The 16,888-nt window shown below is 37.9% G+C and carries 25 protein-coding genes and 1 tRNA gene; 6 read left to right on the top strand and 20 right to left on the bottom strand.

Going from position 1 to position 16,888, the window contains the following annotated elements; genetic code table 11:
- Positions 1 to 138 precede the first annotated feature (138 nt).
- From BN6559_RS13415 to BN6559_RS13345, 15 genes are all read right to left on the bottom strand, one after another.
- Positions 139 to 462 (bottom strand): hypothetical protein, encoded by a 324-nt coding sequence (locus tag BN6559_RS13415; RefSeq protein ID WP_110955196.1) that lies wholly within the window; start codon positions 460 to 462, stop codon positions 139 to 141.
- Between the two features lie 2 nt (positions 463 to 464).
- Entirely contained in the window at positions 465 to 716 is a 252-nt protein-coding gene (locus tag BN6559_RS13410; protein WP_110955195.1) for a hypothetical protein, read from the bottom strand.
- A 260-nt stretch (positions 717 to 976) separates the two neighbouring features.
- The gene (locus BN6559_RS13405; RefSeq protein ID WP_110955194.1) at positions 977 to 1,207 is read right to left on the bottom strand and encodes a hypothetical protein; all 231 of its coding nucleotides are present in this window, start codon (positions 1,205 to 1,207) and stop codon (positions 977 to 979) included.
- A gap of 12 nt (positions 1,208 to 1,219) precedes the next feature.
- Complete coding sequence (locus BN6559_RS13400; protein WP_110955193.1) at positions 1,220 to 1,612, bottom strand: RusA family crossover junction endodeoxyribonuclease; 393 nt, start codon at positions 1,610 to 1,612, stop codon at positions 1,220 to 1,222.
- Positions 1,602 to 1,829: a hypothetical protein gene (locus tag BN6559_RS13395; protein ID WP_199883997.1), complete on the bottom strand. Its 228-nt coding sequence runs from the start codon at positions 1,827 to 1,829 to the stop codon at positions 1,602 to 1,604. Before BN6559_RS13395 ends, BN6559_RS13400 begins: the two co-directional genes overlap by 11 nt.
- Positions 1,830 to 2,131: 302 nt before the next feature.
- Positions 2,132 to 4,375, bottom strand: coding sequence for an AAA family ATPase (locus BN6559_RS13390; RefSeq protein WP_110955191.1), 2,244 nt, complete (start codon positions 4,373 to 4,375; stop codon positions 2,132 to 2,134).
- Positions 4,376 to 5,710: a ParB/RepB/Spo0J family partition protein gene (locus BN6559_RS13385; RefSeq protein WP_110955190.1), complete on the bottom strand. Its 1,335-nt coding sequence runs from the start codon at positions 5,708 to 5,710 to the stop codon at positions 4,376 to 4,378.
- A gap of 27 nt (positions 5,711 to 5,737) precedes the next feature.
- Positions 5,738 to 7,342 (bottom strand): DEAD/DEAH box helicase, encoded by a 1,605-nt coding sequence (locus BN6559_RS13380; protein WP_110955189.1) that lies wholly within the window; start codon positions 7,340 to 7,342, stop codon positions 5,738 to 5,740.
- A gap of 6 nt (positions 7,343 to 7,348) precedes the next feature.
- A complete protein-coding gene (locus tag BN6559_RS13375) occupies positions 7,349 to 7,837 on the bottom strand; it encodes a DUF669 domain-containing protein (RefSeq protein ID WP_110955188.1) in 489 nt (162 codons plus the stop codon).
- Between the two features lie 29 nt (positions 7,838 to 7,866).
- A complete protein-coding gene (locus BN6559_RS13370; protein WP_110955187.1) occupies positions 7,867 to 8,997 on the bottom strand; it encodes an ATP-binding protein in 1,131 nt (376 codons plus the stop codon).
- A 15-nt stretch (positions 8,998 to 9,012) separates the two neighbouring features.
- Positions 9,013 to 9,201: a hypothetical protein gene (locus tag BN6559_RS13365; protein WP_110955186.1), complete on the bottom strand. Its 189-nt coding sequence runs from the start codon at positions 9,199 to 9,201 to the stop codon at positions 9,013 to 9,015.
- On the bottom strand, positions 9,202 to 10,509 hold the full coding sequence (locus BN6559_RS13360; protein ID WP_110955185.1) for an AAA family ATPase: 1,308 nt from the start codon (positions 10,507 to 10,509) through the stop codon (positions 9,202 to 9,204). It lies immediately after the preceding gene.
- Positions 10,493 to 10,762, bottom strand: coding sequence for an AbrB/MazE/SpoVT family DNA-binding domain-containing protein (locus BN6559_RS19755; protein WP_110955184.1), 270 nt, complete (start codon positions 10,760 to 10,762; stop codon positions 10,493 to 10,495). Before BN6559_RS19755 ends, BN6559_RS13360 begins: the two co-directional genes overlap by 17 nt.
- A 58-nt stretch (positions 10,763 to 10,820) precedes the next feature.
- On the bottom strand, positions 10,821 to 11,057 hold the full coding sequence (locus BN6559_RS13350; protein WP_110955183.1) for a hypothetical protein: 237 nt from the start codon (positions 11,055 to 11,057) through the stop codon (positions 10,821 to 10,823).
- A 356-nt stretch (positions 11,058 to 11,413) separates the two neighbouring features.
- A complete protein-coding gene (locus BN6559_RS13345) occupies positions 11,414 to 11,722 on the bottom strand; it encodes an excisionase (protein WP_110955182.1) in 309 nt (102 codons plus the stop codon).
- Between the two features lie 74 nt (positions 11,723 to 11,796).
- Between BN6559_RS13345 and BN6559_RS13340 the strand changes: the two genes are divergently transcribed.
- Entirely contained in the window at positions 11,797 to 12,018 is a 222-nt protein-coding gene (locus tag BN6559_RS13340) for a hypothetical protein (RefSeq protein WP_110955181.1), read from the top strand.
- Here the strand turns inward: BN6559_RS13340 and BN6559_RS19675 are convergent.
- Both BN6559_RS19675 and BN6559_RS13335 read right to left on the bottom strand, forming a co-directional pair.
- Positions 12,015 to 12,149 carry a hypothetical protein gene (locus tag BN6559_RS19675; RefSeq protein ID WP_267886709.1) on the bottom strand — a complete coding sequence of 45 codons (135 nt, stop codon included), beginning with the start codon at positions 12,147 to 12,149 and terminating at the stop codon, positions 12,015 to 12,017. The two genes, BN6559_RS13340 and BN6559_RS19675, sit on opposite strands and share 4 nt — an antisense overlap.
- Before the next feature lie 17 nt (positions 12,150 to 12,166).
- Positions 12,167 to 12,418: a hypothetical protein gene (locus BN6559_RS13335; RefSeq protein ID WP_110955180.1), complete on the bottom strand. Its 252-nt coding sequence runs from the start codon at positions 12,416 to 12,418 to the stop codon at positions 12,167 to 12,169.
- A 435-nt stretch (positions 12,419 to 12,853) separates the two neighbouring features.
- Between BN6559_RS13335 and BN6559_RS13325 the strand changes: the two genes are divergently transcribed.
- From BN6559_RS13325 to BN6559_RS13315, 4 genes are all read left to right on the top strand, one after another.
- A complete protein-coding gene (locus BN6559_RS13325) occupies positions 12,854 to 13,261 on the top strand; it encodes a helix-turn-helix domain-containing protein (RefSeq protein ID WP_110955178.1) in 408 nt (135 codons plus the stop codon).
- Between the two features lie 18 nt (positions 13,262 to 13,279).
- Positions 13,280 to 13,723 carry an ImmA/IrrE family metallo-endopeptidase gene (locus BN6559_RS13320; protein WP_110955177.1) on the top strand — a complete coding sequence of 148 codons (444 nt, stop codon included), beginning with the start codon at positions 13,280 to 13,282 and terminating at the stop codon, positions 13,721 to 13,723.
- Between the two features lie 62 nt (positions 13,724 to 13,785).
- Positions 13,786 to 13,947: a hypothetical protein gene (locus BN6559_RS19310; RefSeq protein WP_199883996.1), complete on the top strand. Its 162-nt coding sequence runs from the start codon at positions 13,786 to 13,788 to the stop codon at positions 13,945 to 13,947.
- Between the two features lie 55 nt (positions 13,948 to 14,002).
- Positions 14,003 to 15,088 carry a tyrosine-type recombinase/integrase gene (locus BN6559_RS13315; RefSeq protein WP_110955176.1) on the top strand — a complete coding sequence of 362 codons (1,086 nt, stop codon included), beginning with the start codon at positions 14,003 to 14,005 and terminating at the stop codon, positions 15,086 to 15,088.
- Positions 15,089 to 15,227: 139 nt separating this feature from the next.
- On the opposite strand, the gene BN6559_RS13310 is transcribed toward BN6559_RS13315, so the two are convergent.
- Positions 15,228 to 15,315, bottom strand: a tRNA-Ser gene (locus BN6559_RS13310).
- A 108-nt stretch (positions 15,316 to 15,423) separates the two neighbouring features.
- On the opposite strand from BN6559_RS13310, the gene BN6559_RS13305 reads away from it, so the two are divergent.
- On the top strand, positions 15,424 to 15,918 hold the full coding sequence (locus BN6559_RS13305; RefSeq protein WP_110955175.1) for a DNA-deoxyinosine glycosylase: 495 nt from the start codon (positions 15,424 to 15,426) through the stop codon (positions 15,916 to 15,918).
- A 7-nt stretch (positions 15,919 to 15,925) separates the two neighbouring features.
- Here the strand turns inward: BN6559_RS13305 and tadA are convergent, their stop codons facing one another.
- Together tadA and BN6559_RS13295 are read right to left on the bottom strand one after the other, a co-directional pair.
- Positions 15,926 to 16,402, bottom strand: coding sequence for a tRNA adenosine(34) deaminase TadA (gene tadA, locus BN6559_RS13300; RefSeq protein ID WP_110956407.1), 477 nt, complete (start codon positions 16,400 to 16,402; stop codon positions 15,926 to 15,928).
- An 89-nt stretch (positions 16,403 to 16,491) separates the two neighbouring features.
- Positions 16,492 to 16,692 (bottom strand): hypothetical protein, encoded by a 201-nt coding sequence (locus BN6559_RS13295; protein ID WP_199883995.1) that lies wholly within the window; start codon positions 16,690 to 16,692, stop codon positions 16,492 to 16,494.
- Positions 16,693 to 16,888: the final 196 nt, after the last annotated feature.

The following is a 16,888-nucleotide window of genomic DNA, read 5'->3' as shown; positions in this document are numbered from 1 at the left end:
AAATACACCCCTAATTAAAAAGTCGCCGACAAACTTGCCGGCGACTAAAATTTAACTATTGAGTAGGTACACCTACAATTCTCATTATATCATAAATTTTTCAATGTGTGTTACTTTTTCAACTTCTACTAAATTTTTTTATAATTCTCTGTAGAGTTGACTTAACGATTTCTTTTTCATAAGCCCTTTTTTACTTTGTCCTTTAGATTTACTACCGCCGCCACCTTTTAATGGTCCGCCAGCGGGGATGGGCTCCTTGGGCGGGAGATTTGCTTTATACATGCCATACATCAGTTCCATTACTTCATTTTTCGTTGCATTAGCAGCATAGTCGTCATCTTTCGGTATTGGCGTAAAAACGCCTGTACAATCAGGACATATGTAATGCTTGCTCTTGCGACTATAAACCATAAATACTACTTTACCACGTCTCATACAATCTGAGCATGTCATTGGTGCCATAATCATTCCTCCTGTAATACTCGTAATTGCGAAGGCGATTGATTAATTAAATTCGCAATACTCTTTATCTGTTCTTCTGATACTGACCTTAATTGAAATACGTTAGTTTTCGCGATCTCCCGCAACTCTTTAAGCTCTACAAACGCTGCATAAATATCTTTAGCTTTCAACCCATTCAGCTCCAAGCCGCATGAGATGTCAGCAAATAATTTTGCTGTTTTTATCATTTCGTCTAAACGTTCATTGGGTATCATGGTTAGTCCTCCTCGATTGTTTGAGTTGTTTTATGGGTATTACCTGCCAATGCTTGTTTCCAGCAGTCTTTACAACTAAGTGAGATACAACTACTTGTAGTCCAACTAATTTTTTAATTAGGCTCTTTTAACCCTATTCTTGATGGACAAAAACCTCTCTCATTATCGGATGATATATACTCAATCAACTTCTCTATCGATTCTTCACAATATTTCATTTTTATCCTCTCCCAAAGGCCGCTCGTGTAGCGGTCTTATTTTTATTTATCATACACAACAATCGTCGTCAGACCATCAAACTCAAACGTTTCGCCATTGGCCTTGATCTTACAGCCACGAATATCAGCTTCGATTGTTTTACTAACATGCTCTTCATTTTCTAGTACTGTATAGCCACGATCACGCAGCTCTGTAATAAGTTCAAGGTCGTCAAATTCCTCAAGGTAATCTTCAAGATCAATATCAACTTCTGCTGTTATCGTTTTTATCATTGTGAGTCCTCCCTACAACTTCTCAATCCGAACATATATCCCAGGGACATCAGCCCAAAACTTTTCAGTTATCTCACTTGCCACCAAAGCATCATCTTTCCAAAACTTTAGCTCCGTCATTACGTCCTTTAGCAGCTTAATCATATTATCCGTATCAGGCTTAGTTGTCTTATACTCACCGTTATTATGTGATCCCTTTGGGTAACACCACTTCGTTACCAGCCTGACAGCTCCACAGTGCTTCTTCTTAGGGATATACTTTGCTAAGTATGCAGTAAGCTTTTGGCGGGCGTCCTTAAGCTCTGGCGGCTCATAAAATACAGGTTTACCATTCACCACCGTTACTTTCTTTTCCTGATGAGTTACGGTTGGAGGGACCATTGGCAGAAAGAATTCAATCATCATGATTTATCCCCATCCATCTTCCTGCTCTTTGATCATAGATAATCGCACCAGAGCTTTTTATATTGTTCCAAACATAATTCAAAATTTCTGGTTGTTTGACCAGCCAATTTAAAACTTCACTATTTCGAACATCAAACTCCTGATCAGGAATCGAATGTCTGAGTGGTGGCATAAATTTTGCAACTTCCATTATTTTGCTTCTGTTTCTTTTTGACAATTTAATCCATTCCCTTCAAGAAAAAATTTTTAGTCAAGGAAAGGGAAAAGTAGTCGTCGTGCGAAAGCTAACGCACGACTATTTTTTCCCCTTGACCGTAGGGCGGAAAATCACCAAACATATATTTATATATATGGGTTTTCTTCCGATTCGGAAAAACTCGAAAATTCACCGACTTTTTCTTCCGATTTGGAAAGTGGAAAAACTCGACGTTTTTCTTCCTTCCAAAATGGAAAATCTCGAAGCACTGTTCGACTTTTTCCATTTTGGAAGAAACGGAAAATCATCGAGTTTTTCCGTTTCTATGCGGTTTCCATATTCCCATTTTTAGTTAATTTAAAGACTTCACCATTATGTGCTACGGTATATCCCCCATGCTCTTTCAGATGATTTTTTACAGTCTTTTCCGTTACGCCCATATATTCCGCCATACTTTTAAGCGTTGGAGTACCACCAAATTTAGTTGCTTCGATTGCATTTTCTATCGCAATTTTACGATCTTTTTTACTATCTTCCGGTGTTTTTTTCTTCTTAAAATTCTTTTTCCATGAAGGCTGCTCACTATCGGCTTCCACATCTTTTAAAACACCAATCCTATCTACATGGTGCACCGGATAATCAAACCACAGATTGACTGGTGAGAACTTAGGGAACTCTCTTAATGTTCCTTCAATGCGCCATGCGGTGCGCTGTTGTACTTTCTGCCTTGCTCTGTATACGAAATTATTTGTGAGTGTTGTATAAGATTCTATTGGTAAAACTTTTTTACAATAATCAAGCATCGCTTTTTCACTGCACTGATCATCTTGTGAAACATCGTCTTCCCATGTTGGATATTTCTGCTCAAGGTAATCCATACAAGCCGCACAAACAGCTTTATTTTCTTCCTGTTTAAGTAATGCATCGGTAATATCGAGTTCAATTAAATCAAGCAGGGCATCTGGATCACGAGCGAATACACCGCTGCCGCTAGCCCTGTCCATTGACCTTTTACCACCTTGGGCTCCTTTTGAATGATGATGACAATAAATTACCGCGCAGCCAAGTTCTGTACACACTTTATCGAATTGATTGCAGAAGTTTGCCATCTGATCAGCGCTGTTTTCATCACCAGTAATGACTTTGTAAATTGGATCAATGATAATGGCCATATAATTTTTCTTTGCAGCTCTACGTATGAGTTTTGGTGCCAGCTTGTCCATTGGTATAGATTTACCGCGCAAATTCCAAATATCAATATTACCAACATTTTTCGGTTCCCATTTAAGCGACTGATATACATCTTTGAAACGATGCAGACAGCTTGCTCTATCAAGCTCAAGATTCACATATAATACTTTGCCCTGGGCGCAATTCCAAGACAGCCATTTCATACCTTCGGCAATCGCGCAACATAGCTCTATCAATGCAAAGGATTTACCTGCTTTAGATGGACCAGCAATCAATAATTTGTGTCCTTGACGAAGGATTCCATGAATTAGTGATGGTGCAAGCTCAGGAAGGTTGTCCCAGGCATCGGCCATGCTTTCAGGCTCTGGTAAATCATCATTGATAGCTTCTATCCATTCCTGCCACTCAACGAAGTTTGCTTTCCCTATATTGCTATCTACCAACCACTGTTTATGCCCTTTGCGAATGACGCCTGGCATCCTGGATAGTCTCGAGGGATTACGGTTTTGACTGTCGATTTCAAGACCATTCTTTTGACAGACTGCATATAGGTAATCGACTCTTTTACGGTATTCATTTTTATCTGCAGCATCGACGCGAACTATTGCATGCAGGCTTTTACCGCCACTATGTACGAGGCATGCTACCGGTAGTTCTAATGTGCGGATGATCTCATTTTGCTTATCAATTTCCATACAGTCAGATTCTACGAGTGCATAACGAAAATCTGTTACATTATCATTTTTACAGCCCTGTCCATCAAGTGGATTGAACCGGATCCATGCGCCACATTCTGGCTTATAATCTCCAAGAACAGCACCGATATCACCATCACAAATATTTAATTCTTCAATGAGTTCACCGGCTGTACGCGCCCAGTTTCCCTTTGTCGGTAAATACTTACCTTCTTTCTCCCAAGAGGTTGTTACATAGCCAACATTTTCAGTACTATCAAACAGAGTTTCAAGATAGGTAACCAGATCTTTAATTGGATCCCATTTTTGTGGTTCTGTTACTTCCCTGCCTTCAATCCAGTTTTTATCAACCAGGACCATATCATCTTTACTGCCACCGATAATATCATCCCAGGCAAGCTCTGTACCGCCGCCAGTTGGTTTCCAACCTCCGGTTTTCGCCATATCCACTATAGTTCCAGCTGTCACGGGCTTTGTCGTACCTTGGAAAGTTGTCCATTTTTTGAAACATTCACCGGCACGATAACGAGAAAAATCTCTTTTACTCCAATTATCCCAATCAGCTGCCGTAAAACCTTCTTCTTTGAGTGCCATGCCAACATTCACCCATTCTTGATATGAAAGGTTTGAAGGATCAATATATTCGAGTAATGGGAGTAAATCATGTTTATGGTTGTCCATTTATTTGTCCTCTATATTTACGAATAGTCCATGCGTACCGTTGCGCAGTGAACTTTCTTCTTCAGATATTTCATAACCAAGCTTCGCAAGGAAATCGTATACTGTGTTGAGTATTTCATTTTCAACATACTGATTGCTCCAGTTATAATAATTTGCTTGTTCTGAATCAAGTGTTAAATAAGTCGATATTAACAGGTGTCGTTCAGGTTGGGCAATAATAAGAGATTTGATGTTATTAATAAGATTTTGTTCATCATCTTCATTTATTTCAAGACCAAGAAAATTAGCAAGGTCTTCAAATTCAGCAACATAGTAATTATCATTTAATGTAGCCAATAATAAATACTCAATTATGACATGTAGATTTTTCTTTGCTGTGGTGTTAGAAACAGTTTTAATAAAATCGCTTCGAAGTTGATATGCTTGTTTTGAAACTTTAATTAGGGCTGCGCGGTGTTCGTCATGTTTTCTTCGTTCGTCAAGCAAAGCTTGATCAGCTTGCGGTTTTTCGTCTTCACTTTTTTTGTATAAATATATATAGCTTGATCCATTAATGCAGTAAAAATATTCGACAGTATCAATATCGTTTGGTATAACAATTTCAGGTTGTTGAAATAAGTAAAATGATTGTACATAGCTTAAGCCATTAATTTTTTCCACTTTCGTTGCGAATTTTTCGAGTTCAGCAATTATCAATGCCTTATTTTTCTTACTTGTCTCTTTATCTATGGCATCTTTCAGCTCCCATTTAAAATTTGGTGTTCCGATTTTCTCAAGAACCTTATTACGAGTTTTGATGTCTTGAATCTTATCCAGCTCTGCATAGTCCATTAAGGTACCGCCACGCTCAACTGATTCCTTGAATTTTTCTTTATCAAACTCTAGGAGTTTCACTCTGCGACGAACGGTAGATTCCGAAAAACCAGTGTTTTTAGATATGTCATTAACGGATTCTCCGAGGTCAAGCATCATCTGAAATCCTTGTGCTTGTTCATATATTGTTAAGTCGCTTCGTTGCATATTTTCAAGCAGCATAGTAGAAATTTGTTTACGATAACTCATATCTGATATATTGCATGGCACTTTTGTTAATCCGGCAAGTTCCGCTGCTGCAAGACGACGGTGACCGATAACAGCAATATATCCAAGTTCTTCTTGTTGTTTAGGATCATCAGCACCAACACCAGTGATTTTTGAAAACCAAGGTACAACTGTGAGGTTCTGAAGAATTCCGTTAATTTTTATACTCTCTGCAAGTTCGGTAAGGTCTCCAAGGTCTTTGCGAGGATTGTCATAGTGAGGATGAATTCTTGAAATTTCTATATCTTTGATCATAATTCACATTCCTTTCAAAATTGATATCTACCAATTCCCCGATTGCTCTATATGCGCCGGTTTATATTCATTAGGCGTTATACCTTGTGGTATATGCCAGCCATTGCCTGCTATCCGATCAATTAATTTTTTTGCATGTTCAAACTGCCAAGTACCTACATGCTGAAAACCGCGGCTTTCCAAGAAACGAATCTGCTTCGGTGTTGTTAGTCCTTCTTCTCTGCGTTTATCTAAACGTTCCAACAACTTGGTTGCTTTACCAGCGTTATCAACCTCATCAGGAAAGATTCCTAGTTTTTCAAGGGTTTTTATCTGTTTTTCACTTGGTGGTCCTGACTCCCATCCAAACGCTGGTACGTAACTTGCTAAATCTTCCGCTTGAATTGACATTTCAAATTGGAGCGGATCGACAAGCTTTCTTTTACGCTTTTTCATTTCTTCAAGTTTTTTAGCTAATGCTTCTTCTCGCTCTGCAATAACATTTTCATTTGCTTGTTTTTCAACTTCTTCAATATCTAAAGGGCATGCATTTTCTTCAATTCTTTTTGTCATAGCTTGTGCGATTTCTTCGGTTTGTGCAATCAGATGTGCCGGCCTACATAATTCATGTTTTTCTGTATTCCAGAGAAAATCCAGTAACAACAGATCTTCTTTACCTTCAAATAAACGGGTTCCGCGCCCTACCATCTGACAATACAGACTTCTTGATTTTGTTGGTCTTAAAACGATGACACAATTCACACTGGGACAGTCCCATCCTTCCGTTAAGAGCATTGAATTACAAAGTACGTTATATTTATCTTGCTCAAAATCTTGCAGTACTTCTGCGCGATCGTCGCTGTTACCGTTTACTTCAGTAGCTCTAAAACCGACCTGATTTAAAATATCTTTAAACTTTTGGCTAGTTTTTACTAAAGGCAAAAACACTACAATTTTGCGTCCTTGACAATATTTCATCATTTCTTGTGCTATTTGATAAAGATATGGATCTAAAGCCGTTCCTAAATCGCTGGCTTTAAAATCTCCGCTTTGCATACCTACGCCTGTGATATCCAGTTTTAGAGGTATCGTTTGCGCTTTAATTTTGCACAGATACCCTTCTTTAATCGCCTTGACTAAACTATATTCATAAGCCAGACTGTTAAAATACTGTCCCAAATTCCGCATGTCAGTACGATCTGGCGTTGCAGTAACACCTAAAATCTCAGCGTCTTCAAAGTACTGCAATACTTTTTGGTAACTATCTGATATCGAGTGATGAGCTTCATCAATAATAATTGTGTCAAAATAATCAACTGTAAATTGTTGTAATCTTTTTTCTCTTGTTAAAGATTGTACCGAGCCAACAACGACTCGGTACCAACTTCCTAAACAGCTTTCCTCTGCTTTTTCCACCGCACATTTCAATCCAGTGGCTTTTTCTATTTTATCGCTGGCTTGTTCTAAGAGTTCAGCCCTATGCGCCATAATTAGGACGCGATTTCCTTTGCGTACACATTCTTCTGTGACTTTAGCAAAAACAATCGTCTTACCCGTGCCAGTTGGGAGGACAAGCAGCGTTTTCTTGTTTCCCTTCTCCCACTCTTCGAAAATCGCTGCTTTAGCTTCCTGCTGATATTTTCTAAGTTCCATTATTATTTAGAAAGAACCGGCTTTAAATGTAGCTTGTGGTTGAGTGGGAGCATTATCAGATGCATCATAAAATTTCCTTACCTGATTGAATTTTTTTAATTCACCTTTATCATTCGTATATTCATGAATACCGATCTTCGCTTTTCCTTTGGCACCAATGACATTATTCCAATTCATTTTAATGCGTTCGCCATGCTTCTTTTGTCCAATTGCACAGAAAAATGCACTTAACATACCTTCAAATTTGCTATATAAAAATAAATTATGATTAATTGTTGTAGTGCCCTCGTCCGTAGTAACCTGCAATTTTAATTTTGCTTGGTTGCAAGGTGGAACTTTTTCGCTACCATTGTATTTTGCACGTTCAAATGCAGTTACTTCAAAAACATAATCACCTTCCGGTAATAATATGAATTCTTGCGAATCCTGCTGAATCTCATCCTCCCAACCTAATTCCATTCCTTCTGGTGTTCCCATGCTATCAAAAATACTCATAAACTTTCTCCTCCAATATTTTCATTAAATTAGAATGGTACTTCGCGCAATTCTTTGATTGCTGCAAATACTTGATCCCATGCTCCAACTAAGCAGCCTTCAATGAATCCAGGATCATAATTTGAAATCAATGTATCCTTAGGATAATACCCTTTATCACTAACGATTTCTTGAATTTCTTCGACCGTAACATTGTTTTTGATCATTAAATCAGCTAAAGATTTCGGTATGTTCTCGGGCAATGGTTTGATATCTTTCTTTTGATCCACTGCTTTATTTTGTAGCTTAGTAGTAGTATTTTTTTCTTCTGTTTGTGCAGCGGCATTATTTTTAACTTCATTCTTTGTTTTCTGCTCTGTAGCCGGTTCTGGTGATGGAACAGCATGGCTCTGTGTCATTAGAACATCTTTTATAGGCTCAGGTTCCTGAGAAGAATCATTGGGAATGCAATAACCAATCTGCTCATATTCAAAGGGTAATTCTTCTTTGAGATCATGACGATTTTTTGCGTCCCAGCAGGGGTGGTGCTGCGTATACATGATACGCATGCCACCCTGTGCCTTTTTCTTTTTATCAACTTCAACTACCCGCTGCCGATAATTTGCAAAGAGGACCATATCTGCCCACTCTTTTACAAGTGCTGAGGTTTGCGAACCAGTTTTATTGCCGAGTTTTAATTCGTATCGATCAAAGCTACCACATTCATCCGGCAATTCAAATTTACGAATTAGTGAATGTGCGGTTAAAACTACATTGATACCGGCTTCTGTTACATCACTCAAGAGATTTAACAGCCTGCCGAATTCTTCTTTAACGTAGATGTATCCCTTGCCGTAGCCAAAATCTTCAATACCTTTTTTGTCATAGGTAGCGCATACATGCTTAACACATAGCTGCTCGGCCCAGTCGATCGTATCAATGATTAAAGTTTTGCAGCACCCCGGTGTATTTTTTACTTCACTGATCATTTGGATCATCATGGTCCAACTTGATGGCTTTGGCAGTCTTGCAACATCTAAAAGGTTGGTACTTCCTTCTGTATCAATAAATAGAGGATCCGGAAACTTTGCTGCAAAAGTCGATTTACCAATACCTTCTGGTCCATATACAATAACTTTTTGAGGTTTAAAGACCATGCCTCGCGTAATATTTAATGCCATAAAAACTCTCCTTTCTTAGTCCTTTATTTCTACGTGATCTAATGCGAATTTTATAAGCATGCATGCAACTTTGTGAATTGGTTGATTTGTTTCCGTTGCAATCGCTGTAACTTGTGAATGAAGTTCTGTTGTTACTTTTAGAGGTTTAGGATAGATTTCAGTGGTAAACGGATCTTTTTTAATAATTAAAATGTCATCTTGCATTTAAAATTTCCCTCTTTCCCAAGTATTTTGTTTAGGTGCTTCAGGCTGAATGATCGTTGCTATGTCTTCACCTTTTACGTAGCCATCTTCAATAATGATGCTGCATTCGTCTTGTGAAGTGCTGACACGAGTTGCAATAACCTGCAAGCCTTCCTGCTCAAGCCATACTCCAAATTCTTGCATAGATTCGACGTCCATTTGTTCGAGCTTGTCCATTAATACGAAACCACAATTCGGATTTAATTTTCGGACAATCGCGGTTGCTACTTTTAGTTGTTCAGCACCGCTCATGTTGTCCCACTTATATCCTTTATAAATCAACTCACCATCTTTTACAGATAACTCTGCTAGTGGCAGATCCGCATTTTTAAGTAAATCTATTTTTGCCTGTCTGACTTTATCTATTTGAGTTGTTAAATCATCATATTGCTTTGTATATTCAGCAGCATCCATTTCTGCTTTTTCTTTATCATAATTGGCACGAACTTTAATATTGATTTCATCAATGTTTGTAATATTTTTTTCAAGTTCTGCCGTGCTTTCATCTTTAAGGTCCTTTGCAGACTTGCTGGCAATTTCAAGATCAGAATATACGCTATTTTGTTCATTGATTAATTCATTTAGTTTGGTTTTTAAATCCTTGATCGTTTCCCCTAAAGTTTTATGTTGATCTCGTAAATATTGAACATTTTGACGCTTGCGGGCATTTTCACCATTACGAGCTAATATATCCTGCTGTTTTTTGATAAGATCAGCAGCACTAACTGGCTCTTTCGGTGCTTCCGGATAACTAGTCATTTCGGCAGCAAATTTTTTCTTTTGATCAGCAATGCGACCAAATTCAAGCCTACGATTATAGAGCTGCGTTTCTTCGGTTTCCAACTTGTAGAGCTTGTCCCCTACACCAATAATCTGCAATAAGATATTTGCTTTTTCCTTATTGTTGGCCGACATGAATTTAGGTAAGTTAAGTGCCATTTGATCAATGAATGAATCTAGCAGTTGTTGTCCGCCCTTGTTACCATCCGGATCCAAAACTTTTAAGGAACTATTTTTCCCTTTACGTTCTACAACCAACCCATTCGAAAGTTGAATCTTTAGGTGGGGTGGATTTACTGAGCCTTCTCGATTTGGCTCTGATGGCTTAAACCTGTCACCACCTAAAGCCCAAGCAATTGCATCTATCACAGAAGTTTTACCTTGTTGATTCTTACCGCCAATTACCGTTAATCCGCTTTTTGTTGGTTCCATTTTTATTGCTTTGACACGTTTTACGTTTTCAATTTCAAGGTTATTTATCTTTATCAACTTGAATCACTCCTTTCAGCCCAGCTACACATTTTTCACAAACACATTTATTTTTAAAGCTGACCGTTTTATCTAAGCTCCCACAGATCACACAAGCCCCGGAAGGTATATACTTACGAAAAATCACTTTGTCTTGATCTACGTAGATTTCTAAGCTGTCCTTTTCTTCAATTTCAAGCGTGCGACGTAATTCAATTGGAATTACTACTCTGCCTAATTCATCTACTTTACGAACAATTCCAGTTGCTTTCATTCATAAAACACTCCTCATTTGATTTTTTAATCATTCCGTGTTACACTGATTCCGAAAATTATTTACGTTTGATCACGTTAGTTGGCGCTGACGTGATCTTTTTTATCCCATATTGCTCTAAAATGATCGTTTTAGTTGGGCCTACAATTTTACGCTGTTTTACAAGACCACCATTTTTACTGTACCAGCATTCATATAGACGACCTGTTTTGCTGCACCAAAGCCGATAACCATTGAGACCATTATGATCAAACCTAAGCATTTTATCGCAGTCAATTGGGTACTGCTCTGTCACCGTTTTCGCCTCCTTCGCTTACGTTTCTTACCTGCTTGTCTAAAATCTTCATAGCAGGTTCTGTCGTCTGCACAAACTGGCACTAATGTTTGACTGTAAGGTAATATTGCCCATAGCAGGCGCGTTGTGGTTTTACCACATCTAGCACAGTACATTACTCAATCATCCATATAACTGCAGCAGCAATACATATCGATAATACAAGCAGAGCATCTTGCCCGCGTTGCGTTAAGTATCTGTTAATCATGTATTTTCCTCCTTACTAAACACACTGATATTTTTTGATTTTCACAGAGTATACGAAGATGCTTGATTTTTAAAATTTTACAAATGTACATCGAGTTTCACCTCGCTTTCTACGCAAGCCGATTCTTTCGTGGTCTGCCACGGAGTGCTGGTTTAGTAGCCTCTTTAATAATTTGATTTACAAGTTTTATTTCGAACCTATGATGACCACGTGCCATATCTGCAAGCCATTCATCAAATAATTCACGATGTACTTTTAAATGAGTTCCGACAAAGAATGATGGGAAGTCACTTTTACCTAAAGTAGCTAAAACAGCATGCGCTCGAATAATACTTACGTTTAAGTCACTATACTTTGCCGCCTCCTGTGCCGTTAAAACAGCTTTGCGCCAAATCGGTATTGGTTCATCGTATGACATTGTTCTCACCTCACTTTGTAGGAATTTATTGCCCCCTGTCGAATATTGGTATATTGAGGAAGGAGGTGTTATTTATGACTTCAGCTCATATCCACTTGAAATCCGGTTCCGTTATTGAGATAAAAAACTTGACTGCCATCAATGTTTTTTACGGCAATGGAACCAAAACCTACGAAGATACTGACTTTACTCTTGTCCCCTTTAAAGAACAGCTTCCTTATGCGTTCATAGGTGAGAATAAGAATATTTCTCTTTCAGGTATAGAGATTCATTATGTTGAATTTATCAATGCCTAATTCGAAACATCATTAACCTCTATGCGAAGCGTATATATAACATCAATGTGCGCTTCGCATATCTTTTTTATAATTTTTTCCGCCTCCTCCCAAGATCCATTCGGCGGACTTATTACAACTGTTAGTTCCATATTTTTCACCTCACTTTCTAACAAATAATTACTTCATACTCAGGACAGTTAAAATCTTCACCGTTACGATATTCAATCATCGCATAGAATTTATCGTCGCCGTGATATAGCTTTGGTATCCTGCAATCTTGATGCACACACCCACTGCCTGTACTTAAAGTTTGTCCGCCTTCCTTTGACCAAGGTGTTGCTTCTTGAAGTCCCCGGCTAATTAAATGCGCCACTCCAGCCGAACGCGTAATGAAGATTTTGTAACTCGAATTATTCACGTTCTCACCCCCTCTCACTCTGGAAATTTATTTTGATACCCAAGATTTTACAGGCTTTGTTAATGGAGTCTTCGTTCCAGCGTTTATCGGCTCTTTGATCCAATAACTTATAGACATACGGAACTGACAACCCAAGTTTTCCCGCAAACCACGAAACACTTTTTTTCTGTCTATTAAGCTCATTTTTAATTGTTAATGAAAAATTCACTATAACCACCTCTCTCCTATTGGTTTCGTTGTTATGGCTATATATTAACCCTATAAGGATATTAATTCAACGAGCAAATTAGCCCAATAAGGATAATTATAACCCTAAGCCTTCATTTTTCTCCTAATAGGTGCTATTATCGCCTATTTTCACCCTATGAGGATATTGAATTAATTATCCTAATAGGATAGAATTAGATCAAACAAAAGAAAGCGGGTAGCACTAATATGGATGAATTTCCTAATAATTTACGGCAGATAAGAGTGTCACATCCTGACAAATCGTTGAGATCAGGAAATAAAATCGCTGCCTTACTGGGGGTAACCCCTCAATACTATTACAAATTAGAAACAGGAAAAGAAAATAAACGTTTAAATATAGATCACCTTAACCAACTCACAAAAATATTTGGCGTTACTGCCGACGAGATTTTGGGCAATCAGCCTTTATCTGACGAACCAGCATCCGAAAATAAAAAAACACCCAAGGATTTAGCTAAATTCCTTGAGCAAACAGAAGTTATGTTCGATGGCGAAACATATAAACTTGACAATGAAGATAAAGCAAAACTAAGGGCAGCCTTAGAATTCGGATTTTGGACTGCAAAAGAGAAGAATAAAAGAAAGAAAAAATAGTTTCAGGTGGTGTCATGGATGAACATACCCTTACGAGTAAGGAATTTAGTAAATAAGCACGGCACATCTAACCCTTTAATGATCGCAGCAGATTTAAATATCGATGTAATAACCTATGACCTGCCTGTATCTATTCGAGGATTCTTATTAAAAGTTCTAAGGCGAAAAATTATTTTTATCAATAATAATCTAGCCGAAGTGCAGCAGCTCATCGTACTTTGTCACGAGTTAGGACATGCTCGGTTACATAGCGGATATGGCTACTATCTGCATCCGGATATGACGTATTACGTATCCAGTAGCCGTGAGCATGAAGCAAATGAATACGCTTTGAATTTACTTATGTATTCGCATAATGTAGATTACAATTTAGCAAAGGTCATGCTGGATAATCTTAAAACCGCGCCCAAACTTGTACATAAAATGTTGAGCGAACTGGCAACTTATGATGATTTTTGCTAAAACATAAAATTTTTTACCCATTTCACAGAACATATGTTCTTGACAAAAAGGAGGAACTATTAATGGATAAAGACCAATTTACATATAAAAGAATCATTAGAGACGACATGTACTGTATTCTTTCTGACACTGGCAATGAAAATAAATTATCAGATGAAGCATTACAGTCAATAGAGGATTTTAAAAAGTTCATTAATGAAAAATATGCTCTCGACTATAAATAAAATTTAAAACTAACCAATCAAACAACTAACTGACTCCTGTAGAAAGGAGAATATCATGGCAACAATAAGAGAAGATGGTCGCTTACAATCTAGCGTAACTGTCACAAATCCAATTACGGGAGAAAAGAAAAAGAAATACGTCTACGGTTATACCGAAGAAGAACTGGAGACAGAAAGAGATCTCGTAAAAAACTCTGTGCTAAATATCGTAAAAATCACATTTAAATCTTGGGCTACTGATGTACTCAGTTACAAACTTAGCGAGAAAAAAATCTCTCTTGGAACTTACGAATCCTATGATTCCGTATTGGAAAATCATATATACCCAACACTCGGAAGTGCATACGTTGATCAAATTACCCCCTTCATGCTTCGTAAGGTTTTTAAAGAGGTAAAAGCACCACGTATGAAGCAGTATGTTTATACAATTGTTAAAAGTATTTTTAGCCAAGCTTTTAGAGACAGGATGATACCATTTAATCCTTGTGATTCAATCGATAAGCCACAGGTAGAAACACGTGAAACAAAAGTTATCGATGTTGTAGAATTTAAAGATATCCTGATGCACATGCCGTCTGTACAGTTTAAATATATTGCTAAGACCGCGTGGGAATGTGGATCCAGGCGCGGCGAACTGGCTGCACTACGTTGGACTGATCTTGAATTTAACAATAACGTCATAGCAATCACTAAATCACGAAAGAAAACTAAAAAAGCTACCATTGAAGGTAATACCAAAACATCTGCCGGCAAACGTCGCTTACCTGTAACAAAAGAGTATATGCATGAAATGAAAGTCTGGAAAATGCTTCTTCGCGGTATGCTTGCAGAAAGAAATATCCCGTGGGACATACATGGCTATGTGTTCCGTGCTTCGGATGATATGAGTCAGCCGATTCCACTTGCTACAATCACAAATACTTTTGCAAAAATCGTAAAAAAAATGGGACTGCCTAAAGGGACAACATTCCATTCCCTTAGACACTCCCACGCTACTATGTTAGTCGAAAACGATGTTCAAACTAAAAAAATCCAAATTCGACTAGGACATTCATCGGCAGCATTCACTCTTGATCGTTACACGCATTCTACTGAAAAAATGCAAAATGGTATTGCAGAGATCATGCAAAAAAATCGTTAGTTTTCTTGTCTATTACACTATATCAGAACATCCCAAAATTTAGCAGGCTGTCAAATAGGCTGTCAGAAATACAATTGACTTATTTTCGGGCAACAAAAAAGGCTCCGCGTCAAGCCACGCGAAGCCTTGAATTTACTAATGGCAGAGAGGGAGGGATTCGAACCCTCGGTACCTTGCGGTACAATTGATTTCGAGTCAATCACCTTCGACCACTCGGACACCTCTCCATATTAAGAACAATAAATATTATATCATACTTTCCTCTAAAGTAAACATGAAAAATTCTGTAAAAATGCTATACTATAATAAAAAACTATAGAAATGGGTGCTCCAACATGAGTTTTTGTGAATCTTTTGCCCCTGCGATTGATACAAAATCAAAAATCCTAATTTTAGGTTCCATGCCCGGAATTCAATCCTTAAACCAACAGCAATATTATGCGCATCCGCAAAATCGCTTTTGGCGGGTAATCACAGCAGTGTGTCAAGAAGATGCTGTTCCTGAAAATTATGAGGATAAACTTACAATGCTGCTTCAACATCAGTTTGCACTTTGGGATGTCATTCAGTCCTGTGAACGTGAAGGCAGCCTTGATTCTGCGATTCTACAGGAAATACCCAATGATTTTACTTCCTTATTGGAGGCTTATCCACAAATTAAAACCATCTGTTTTAATGGCGGGAAAGCATTTTCTTCCTATAAAAAACATTTTAAAATGATGCAATCCGACCGTATCAATTACATTACGTTGCCATCCACCAGCCCGGCAAATGCTCGATGGACATTACCAAAACTTATATCGCATTGGCAGCATACCATTTATTCTTGATTGGTCACTATTCATTTTTTAATTGCTTTTTTATGTTCCGACGTTCGCGGAAAAACTTTTTCATGAGCATGCGGCAGTCATCAGCCAAAACTCCCGCCGTTACTGCTACTTGATGATTCAGCGCTTGATGGTCTACGATATTAAATACCGATTCAACTGCACCAGCTTTATAGTCGGTTGTGCCATACACTACGCGGTCAACGCGACTCATTACCAACGCTCCGGCACACATTGGACACGGTTCGACTGTTACATAAAGTGTAGTTCCACTGAGCCGCCAACGCTTTAGCTTTTCACAAGCCTTTTTTATTACGACCATTTCCGCATGAGCAGTTGCATCATTCCAAGTTTCACGCATATTATGCCCGGCGGCAATGACTTCATCCTCAAAAATTAAAATAGCCCCAATTGGCACTTCACCTAGCTCAAAGGCCTTCTGTGCTTCAATCAGGGCTAATTTCATATATTTCTCATCATCTATCATTCTATCACCACACGTAAATAAAATTCGATTATTACAACCAGCCGTATTATACACTAAATAAACTACCAAAACAATACTTCGACGACGTATTATAGATAAGTTAAATTCGTTAAATCAACTTTATACGCACTAGACGCATTCGTTTTTGGTGATTCTTTCATTTTATTTTCTAAAATCGTGCTAAAAGTAAGCTCTTGTTTCTTCTTGCTGTTTTCATTAAACGATTGATTTTCTTTTGCATAGGCACCAACTTTAGGTACTCTTGCTACACTTGATACTCTTTCTATCATGTCACTCACCATCCTAGATAAAATTAACCTCCTTGTTATATATATTATCGTCACTTTGATTTTAGAACTTAATAGTTTTCAGTAAAAAAATAAATAAAATTACCTATTGACACAAAATGTCTAAAAAAAAGAAATCTTGTAAAAGCGTGCATGCTCTGCAAGATTTCTCTTTATTTTAGAAGTATTTAAGTTTTAT

Source organism: Massilibacillus massiliensis (assembly GCF_900086705.1).
Lineage (GTDB): Bacteria > Bacillota > Negativicutes > FLKF01 > FLKF01 > Massilibacillus > Massilibacillus massiliensis.
The sequence above is the reverse complement of the archived record's forward strand: the minus strand, read 5'-3'. Positions and strand labels throughout refer to the sequence as shown.

Excerpts from the sequence above, each read along its gene's own strand:
- BN6559_RS13400 (WP_110955193.1), bottom strand. The coding sequence starts at position 1,612 with ATGATGATTGAATTCTTTCTGCCAATGGTCCCTCCAACCGTAACTCAT.
- BN6559_RS13370 (WP_110955187.1), bottom strand. The coding sequence starts at position 8,997 with ATGGCATTAAATATTACGCGAGGCATGGTCTTTAAACCTCAAAAAGTT.
- BN6559_RS19310 (WP_199883996.1), top strand. The coding sequence starts at position 13,786 with ATGGATAAAGACCAATTTACATATAAAAGAATCATTAGAGACGACATG.
- BN6559_RS13320 (WP_110955177.1), top strand. The coding sequence starts at position 13,280 with ATGAACATACCCTTACGAGTAAGGAATTTAGTAAATAAGCACGGCACA.
- BN6559_RS13345 (WP_110955182.1), bottom strand. The coding sequence starts at position 11,722 with ATGTCATACGATGAACCAATACCGATTTGGCGCAAAGCTGTTTTAACG.
- BN6559_RS13415 (WP_110955196.1), bottom strand. The coding sequence starts at position 462 with ATGGCACCAATGACATGCTCAGATTGTATGAGACGTGGTAAAGTAGTA.
- BN6559_RS13295 (WP_199883995.1), bottom strand. The coding sequence starts at position 16,692 with ATGATAGAAAGAGTATCAAGTGTAGCAAGAGTACCTAAAGTTGGTGCC.
- tadA (WP_110956407.1), bottom strand. The coding sequence starts at position 16,402 with ATGATAGATGATGAGAAATATATGAAATTAGCCCTGATTGAAGCACAG.
- BN6559_RS13315 (WP_110955176.1), top strand. The coding sequence starts at position 14,003 with ATGGCAACAATAAGAGAAGATGGTCGCTTACAATCTAGCGTAACTGTC.
- BN6559_RS19755 (WP_110955184.1), bottom strand. The coding sequence starts at position 10,762 with ATGAAAGCAACTGGAATTGTTCGTAAAGTAGATGAATTAGGCAGAGTA.
- BN6559_RS13325 (WP_110955178.1), top strand. The coding sequence starts at position 12,854 with ATGGATGAATTTCCTAATAATTTACGGCAGATAAGAGTGTCACATCCT.
- BN6559_RS19675 (WP_267886709.1), bottom strand. The coding sequence starts at position 12,149 with ATGGAACTAACAGTTGTAATAAGTCCGCCGAATGGATCTTGGGAGGAG.
- BN6559_RS13340 (WP_110955181.1), top strand. The coding sequence starts at position 11,797 with ATGACTTCAGCTCATATCCACTTGAAATCCGGTTCCGTTATTGAGATA.
- BN6559_RS13365 (WP_110955186.1), bottom strand. The coding sequence starts at position 9,201 with ATGCAAGATGACATTTTAATTATTAAAAAAGATCCGTTTACCACTGAA.
- BN6559_RS13375 (WP_110955188.1), bottom strand. The coding sequence starts at position 7,837 with ATGAGTATTTTTGATAGCATGGGAACACCAGAAGGAATGGAATTAGGT.
- BN6559_RS13390 (WP_110955191.1), bottom strand. The coding sequence starts at position 4,375 with ATGGACAACCATAAACATGATTTACTCCCATTACTCGAATATATTGAT.
- BN6559_RS13305 (WP_110955175.1), top strand. The coding sequence starts at position 15,424 with ATGAGTTTTTGTGAATCTTTTGCCCCTGCGATTGATACAAAATCAAAA.
- BN6559_RS13385 (WP_110955190.1), bottom strand. The coding sequence starts at position 5,710 with ATGATCAAAGATATAGAAATTTCAAGAATTCATCCTCACTATGACAAT.
- BN6559_RS13410 (WP_110955195.1), bottom strand. The coding sequence starts at position 716 with ATGATACCCAATGAACGTTTAGACGAAATGATAAAAACAGCAAAATTA.
- BN6559_RS13380 (WP_110955189.1), bottom strand. The coding sequence starts at position 7,342 with ATGGAACTTAGAAAATATCAGCAGGAAGCTAAAGCAGCGATTTTCGAA.
- BN6559_RS13405 (WP_110955194.1), bottom strand. The coding sequence starts at position 1,207 with ATGATAAAAACGATAACAGCAGAAGTTGATATTGATCTTGAAGATTAC.